This window comes from uncultured Rothia sp., assembly GCF_937976295.1.
In the GTDB taxonomy this organism is placed as follows: domain Bacteria; phylum Actinomycetota; class Actinomycetes; order Actinomycetales; family Micrococcaceae; genus Rothia.
On the sequence record NZ_CALJRY010000354.1, the window covers coordinates 1 to 6244 of the forward strand.

Annotated in this window: 3 protein-coding genes and 1 tRNA gene; all 4 read right to left on the reverse strand. The window is 60.9% G+C overall.

The annotated features are described in order from the left end of the window. Nucleotides 1–272: 272 nt before the first annotated feature. On the reverse strand, nt 273–3029 hold the full coding sequence (locus tag Q0216_RS09475; RefSeq protein WP_298594849.1) for an FtsX family ABC transporter permease: 2757 nt from the start codon (nt 3027–3029) through the stop codon (nt 273–275). Nucleotides 3030–3032: 3 nt separating this feature from the next. Further along, the gene (locus Q0216_RS09480; RefSeq protein WP_005507396.1) at nt 3033–3800 is read right to left on the reverse strand and encodes an ABC transporter ATP-binding protein; all 768 of its coding nucleotides are present in this window, start codon (nt 3798–3800) and stop codon (nt 3033–3035) included. Between the two features lie 375 nt (nt 3801–4175). Beyond that, nucleotides 4176–5720, reverse strand: a complete 1545-nt coding sequence (metG, locus tag Q0216_RS09485) for a methionine--tRNA ligase (RefSeq protein WP_298594850.1) — start codon at nt 5718–5720, stop codon at nt 4176–4178. A 376-nt stretch (nt 5721–6096) separates the two neighbouring features. Further along, nucleotides 6097–6169: transfer RNA gene (locus Q0216_RS09490), tRNA-Lys, on the reverse strand. Nucleotides 6170–6244: the final 75 nt, after the last annotated feature.

Here is a 6244-nt window from a genome sequence, read left to right on the forward strand (position 1 = left end):
TTCTGCCACTCTCTCACAGTCGCGGCGGACACACCAAGCTTCCTGGCGGTTAGACGACAGCCGAATCCTCTCTCGAACATTTGCGCTGCTTGCTCTCGGAGCGAACGGTCGTGTCTTAATCCTAGGTTGATGGACATGAAAAGCCTCCTGTTTGTTGGACTTTAGTTTCGTTGTCCAAGAAACGGGAGGCAGTTCACATTGGGGCACCCTCCGGGGCTTCAACTATCTCACGCCGAGTATCCGGGCTCGCCGGGTACTGTGACTATGCCGGGTTAGCCGCGCATACCTTCAACCGGGGACATGCGAGCCGAACGAGCCGCCGGCAGAGCCGAAGCGAGCATCGCGGCGAGCACACCCACAACGAGGATGATCACGTACCAGACGTACGGCAGGTCAAGCACCAGCGGGGCGCTGGAGCTCACGGCAGCCATCACAATCTTCGCGGAGACCGTGCCGATGACCGTACCGGCAATCATGCCGAGCACCACTGCGGCGAGCGTAATCAGAATCGCCTCAATGGAGATCATGCGGCGCAGCTGCTTGCGGGACAGGCCCAGCGAGCGGAGCATCGCGTTCTCGCGGCGGCGTTCGTTGACCGACAGGGTCATCGTGTTCGCCACACCAATAATCGAGATGACCACTGCGAGCATGAGCATCACCAGGGTGAAAGTCAGCATAACGGTCAGCAGCTGGTCGAACGTCTGGCGTTCCTGCAAGCCACCGGTGAAGGAGCTGTCAGGGCTGGCACGGTTCAGGTCAGCCTGCAGGGTCACGTTCTCGCTACTGGTCAGCGGGGATACCGCACGCACCAGAACGACGGTGTCATTACCGGTTGCCTGGCTGGTGACGGTCAGACGTGCTGCCTTGGTCTGAGCTTCCTGATCGCCGCTCGCAATTGCTTCTTCCATGCGCTTCTGAGCTTCCTCAGCGGCGGGGTTGGCAACTGCCTGCGGGTTCTTGGCGTCCTGCAGCTTGGCGGCGGTGGCAGGGTTGACAATCAGCAGGGTCTGCTTGGTTTCAGACTTGACGGGCTTGAGTTCCAGTTCGCCGAGCGGGCCGCGCGCCTTCAGGCGGCTGGACTCATTCAATCCGGCGGCCTTCCAGAGTTCCTGAGGTACGAGCACGGTGTCGTCGGCAAGGTTCGAGTTTTCGTCGGGCAGGATCGCCTTCAGATCAGAGGAGCTCAGCGCCACCAGGTCAGCGTTCTGGTTGACGCTCTGGCCCTCGTACTCGACGGTGTAATCAACCACGCCGGCGGCGTAACCAACAGCGGATGCCTGAACGTTCTTAATGCCCTTGACCTTGGAGGCAATCCCCTCCGCCTTGGTCACGGTGGAGGCCGCCTCAGACTGGTCGTACGAGCTGTACTTCGCCTGCGCAGAAATCGGGTACTGCTGATCCAGCGCCTTGACGAACGATGCGCTCAGGACCGTGTAGCCGGTCAGCACAGTCGACACGACCAGGGTGCCGACGAGCACAGCGCGGCCGGTGGAGACGGTGCGCTTGGGCGAACGCAGCGCGTTGGCGAGCGCGAGCTTGCCGGTCTGGGTGCGGGTGACCTTACCGAGGGCACGTACCAGCGGGGGCAGTACCAGCGGGGTGATGAAGAAGACCGCAATACCGAGCAGCAGTGCTGCGAACATGCCGAGGAAGATTGCGGAGTTACCGTCGCGGTCCGTGCTGGTTGCCTTGTCAAGAGCAGTCACAACAGCGACCACGCCACCGATGGCGAAGAGTACACCGAAAATCGGGCCGATCTTACCGGGCTTGCTGACTTCGCGGTTGGTGTGCTCGCTCATCGCGCTAATCGGCGAGATGCGCAGTGCGCTTCGTGCCGGGGAGAGCGACGCCAGAACCGTGACGATGGTGCAAATCAGGGTACTGACGATTACCGGGGTAATCGAGTACGAGATCATGATGGTCGAAACCATGCTTCCCACCAGCATGCCGACCGGGAAGGTCAGCAACGCACCGATGAGAGAGAACACCACGCCCACGGTAATGGATTCGACGAGCAGCATCCGCACGAGGGAGCCGCCGCGGGCACCGAGGGTGCGCAGCAGGGCGAGCTCGCGGATGCGCTGGCCGACCAGCACCGCGAAGGTGTTGGAGATGACGAAGGAGGAAACCAGCAGAGCCAGGGCCGCGAAGGCACCCAGGACCACGCTAATGGAGGTGAAGACCGTGGAGATACTCTTCTGGTAGTCTTCTAGCAGCTGCTGACCGGTCATAACGCGCGGGTCGTTCTTGGTGTCGCCGCTGCTGAGGGTCTCCTGCAGGCTCTTGAGCTTGGCGTCGGTTACGCCATCCTTGAACTTGAGGTAGATGAGGTTCGCGCCACCCCTGCTCCGGTAGCCTGCCGCCGAGCTACTGTTTTCTGTCTCGGCTGCTTTCAGGGTGGCTTCACCGAGGGCGGTGCCACCAATGAAGACAGCCTGGTTGGTGGTGGAGCCTTCAAAACCGGGATCGAAGAGACCAACGACGGTGTATTCGGCGGTCTTATTAGTACCGGGAGCACTGACGGATTCTACAACGTCGGTGCTGGTGACCTTGCCGTTCAGCGAGAGGTTGTGCTTCTTCGCGAAGTAGGTAGAGACCATGATTTCGTGGTCGCTACCGGGGATTTTGCCCTGCACCTTGTACGGAAAGAGGCTCGAGTCGGCGGGCAGCTGGTTGTACTGCACCTGGGCTTTCTGGTCGCCGGTGCCGAGCGTACCGGTCACGGCGTACTGCACCCAGTAGCCGGAGAGCAGGTCGCTCTGTTCTACTTTCTGAATCTGCTCACGGGTCAGGTAGATGGCGCTGCTGTCTTGACCGTCGCTGGTTGTAGCGGCGGAGGCAACAACCGCCTCGGCGCGGGAGAGCACATCACTGACGGAGGAGTTGACGGTCGCCTGCAGCGAGTTGGTGAGCATCATAATGGCTGCGATGAAGAAGGATGAGATCGCGATGCCTATGCCCGTGAGGATGTATTTTCCTTTGGAGGCGCGCAGGTTGGAGCGCGCCACCGTGTTCAGTGTGGTTGCCACGGCTTATCGACCTTCCAGCTGTGCCATTGCGCCGAGGACGGCGTCGTAGGTGGGTTCGATCATTTCGCCGGCGACCATGCCGTCCTTGATGAAGACCACGCGGTCTGCGTAGGAGGCGGCGTTTGCGTCGTGGGTGACCATGAGGATGGTCTGTGCGTGGTCGGTTGCGGCGGCACGCAGCAGGCGCAGCACCTCGGCGCCGGAGTTGGAGTCGAGGTTACCGGTCGGTTCGTCGGCGAAGACCACTTCGGGGCGTGCGAGCAGTGCGCGCACGATGGCGACGCGCTGCTGCTGACCGCCGGAGAGCTGTTCGGGGCGGTGGTCGAGGCGGGTTTCCAGGCCGAGGGTCTTGACCAGGTAGTCGCGCCACTGCGGGTCCGGCTTCTTACCGGCGAGGCCCAGCGGCAGGTCAATGTTCTGGCCCGCGGTGAGGGTGGGCACCAGGTTGAACGCCTGGAAGATGAAGCCGATGTGTTCGCGGCGAAACTCGGTGAGGGCGTTGTCCTTCAGGCCGAAGAGCTCGGTACCGCCAATACGGATGGAGGTTGCCGGGTTCGGGTCGGGGGTGTCCAGGGTTGCGATGGTCTGCATCAGCGTGGACTTGCCGGAGCCGGAGGGGCCCATAATGGCGGTGAACTTGCCCTGTTCAAAGTCAACGGAGACGTTGTTGAGGGCGTGGACGGTAGCTTCACCCATGCCGTAGGTTTTGGAAAGGTTTCGTGCGGAGACGGCAACCTGTGCCGTCTGTGCGTGAGGAGTTGTCGTAGTCATAGTTCAATTATTTCACGCAGTATGGCGCTGACTACAGGGTTTTTCTCATCCTCCAGGTTGATTTTGGCGGGTGTTCACCGGGCCTTTGCCTAGGGATGTAGAGGGATGCAGGGGTTCTCCGCTCATTCCGCGGGCTGAGATGCGCCTGTGGCGGGCTGGGCGGGGCGCAGACTTCATCCTTAAGGATGAGTGGCGGCCCAATCAGCGTTCTCTCTCTTTTTTTCCCCCCCGCTTCTCTGCCTCGCGCCTACAGCTATATATGCATGCGAAAAGCCCCCGGATCCTCCCCCAACTGGGGGTAGGAAGCCGGGGGCTTTGTCAGGCTATCTGTTACAGCGCTGTCTCAGGCGCTGTCCGCTAATGCTCAGGCGGCTGTTATGCCTTGGGCGCTTCGTATCGGGGGAACACCGGTGCGGGTGCGGGCAGTTCGGTACCGGGCACGAGTGCGGTGCCGAGGGCTGCGAACTGGCGTGCCTCGCCTTCGGGTATGCCAAGCAGGGTCAGCAACTTGGCGGTTGAGTCGGGCATGACGGGCTGCAGCAGCAGGGCGACCTGGCGTACGACCTCAAGGGTTACGTACAGCACGGTGTTCATGCGCTCGAGTTCGCCGTTCTTGCGCAGGGTCCAGGGTTCCTGCTCTGCGAAGTAGGCGTTGGTGTCTGCGAGGACGGTCCAGATGCGGTCGAGTGCGCGGTGGAATGCCTGCTCGTCGAAGTCTGCACGGACGGGCTCGTAGAGGGCTGCCGCCTCGTCGAGGATCTTGCGGTCGGCTTCGGTGAATTCGCCGTGGGTGGGCACGGCACCGCCGCAGTTCTTGGCGACCATGGACAGGGAACGCTGGGCGAGGTTGCCGAGGTTGTTTGCCAGGTCGGAGTTGATGCGGTTGATGATGGACTCTTCGGAGTAGGAGCCGTCCTGGCCGAAGGACACTTCACGCATGAGGAAGAAGCGCACGGCGTCCAGGCCGAATGCGTTGACGAGGTTTGCGGGGTCGACGACGTTACCGACGGACTTGGACATCTTCTCGCCGTTGACGAGCAGGAAGCCGTGGCCGAACACGCGCTTGGGCAGTTCGATTCCGGCGGACCACAGGAATGCGGGCCAGTAGATGGAGTGGAATCGGGTGATGTCCTTACCGATGAGGTGCAGGTCGGCGGGCCAGTACTTGGTGAACAGTTCGTTGTCGGTGTCGGGGTAGCCGAGGCCGGTGAGGTAGTTGGTGAGTGCGTCGACCCACACGTACATGACGTGCTTGTCGTTGCCGGGTACGGGTACGCCCCAGTCGAAGGTGGTGCGGGAGATGGACAGGTCGTTGAGGCCGCCCTTGACGAAGGAGATGAGTTCGTTGCGGCGGGATTCGGGGTAGACGTAGCCTTCGTTGGCGTAGAGTTCGAGGAGCTTGTCGCCGTACTTGGAGAGGCGGAAGAAGTAGGACTCTTCCTCGGTCCATTCGACTTCGGTGCCGGTGGCGATGGCGTAGCGCTGGCCGTCGCGTACTTCGGTTTCGTCTTCTGCGTAGTAGGCTTCGTCGCGGACGGAGTACCAGCCGGCGTACTTGTCGAGGTAGATGTCGCCGTTTTCTTCCATGCGCTTCCAGATGGCCTGGGATGCGACGTAGTGGTCGGGGTCGGTGGTGCGGATGAAGCGGTCGTAGCTGATGTTCAGCGCGTCGTTCATTGCTTTGAAGCGTGCGGAGTTCTCGTCGGCGAGTTCTTTGGCGGTCTTACCGAGCTTTTCGGCGGTGGTCTGCATCTTCTGGCCGTGCTCGTCGGTGCCGGTCATGAAGCGCACGTCGAAGCCGTCGAGGCGCTTGAAGCGGGCTAGCACGTCGGCTGCGATGGTTTCGTAGGCGTGGCCGATGTGCGGGTTGCCATTGGGGTAGGAGATGGCGGTGGTGATGTAGAACGGAGTTGCAGTCATAACTTTCAGTTTACCGCAGTATTAGGCGAGGCTCTCACCGGGGTTACACTCTGATACGCGGCAAGCATCAAGCCACCACGCAACAGACCAAACAGGCGACAGCCCTCCCCCGCCCCAGTTCGCTAGGCACGGGGCGCACGCACTGAACCCCCGCGCGCCTACCGCAACCCCGGCGGGATTCCAAGAGCCCCTGAATCACAGATGCGCAGAGGTATAGATATTCCCCGTCGCGACATCAGGGTGTCCGAAGCGAAGCAAGGACGGGTCCCCTGTAGGAGCAAGGGGAATATCTATATCTCAAGCCTAGAAAGTGCATTTTCAGAGGGAACGCAAAAATCCCGCCGATTCCGAAGAATCAGCGGGATTTTCTCTAATGTGCGCCCCCTGGGACTCGAACCCAGAACCCATTGATTAAGAGTCAATTGCTCTGCCAATTGAGCTAGAGGCGCTTATTTGTTTTTGAAGGTTTCCCTTGCAACAGAAAAATACTATACGCGAGTTTTTGTGGTTCACGCAAGTTGGTT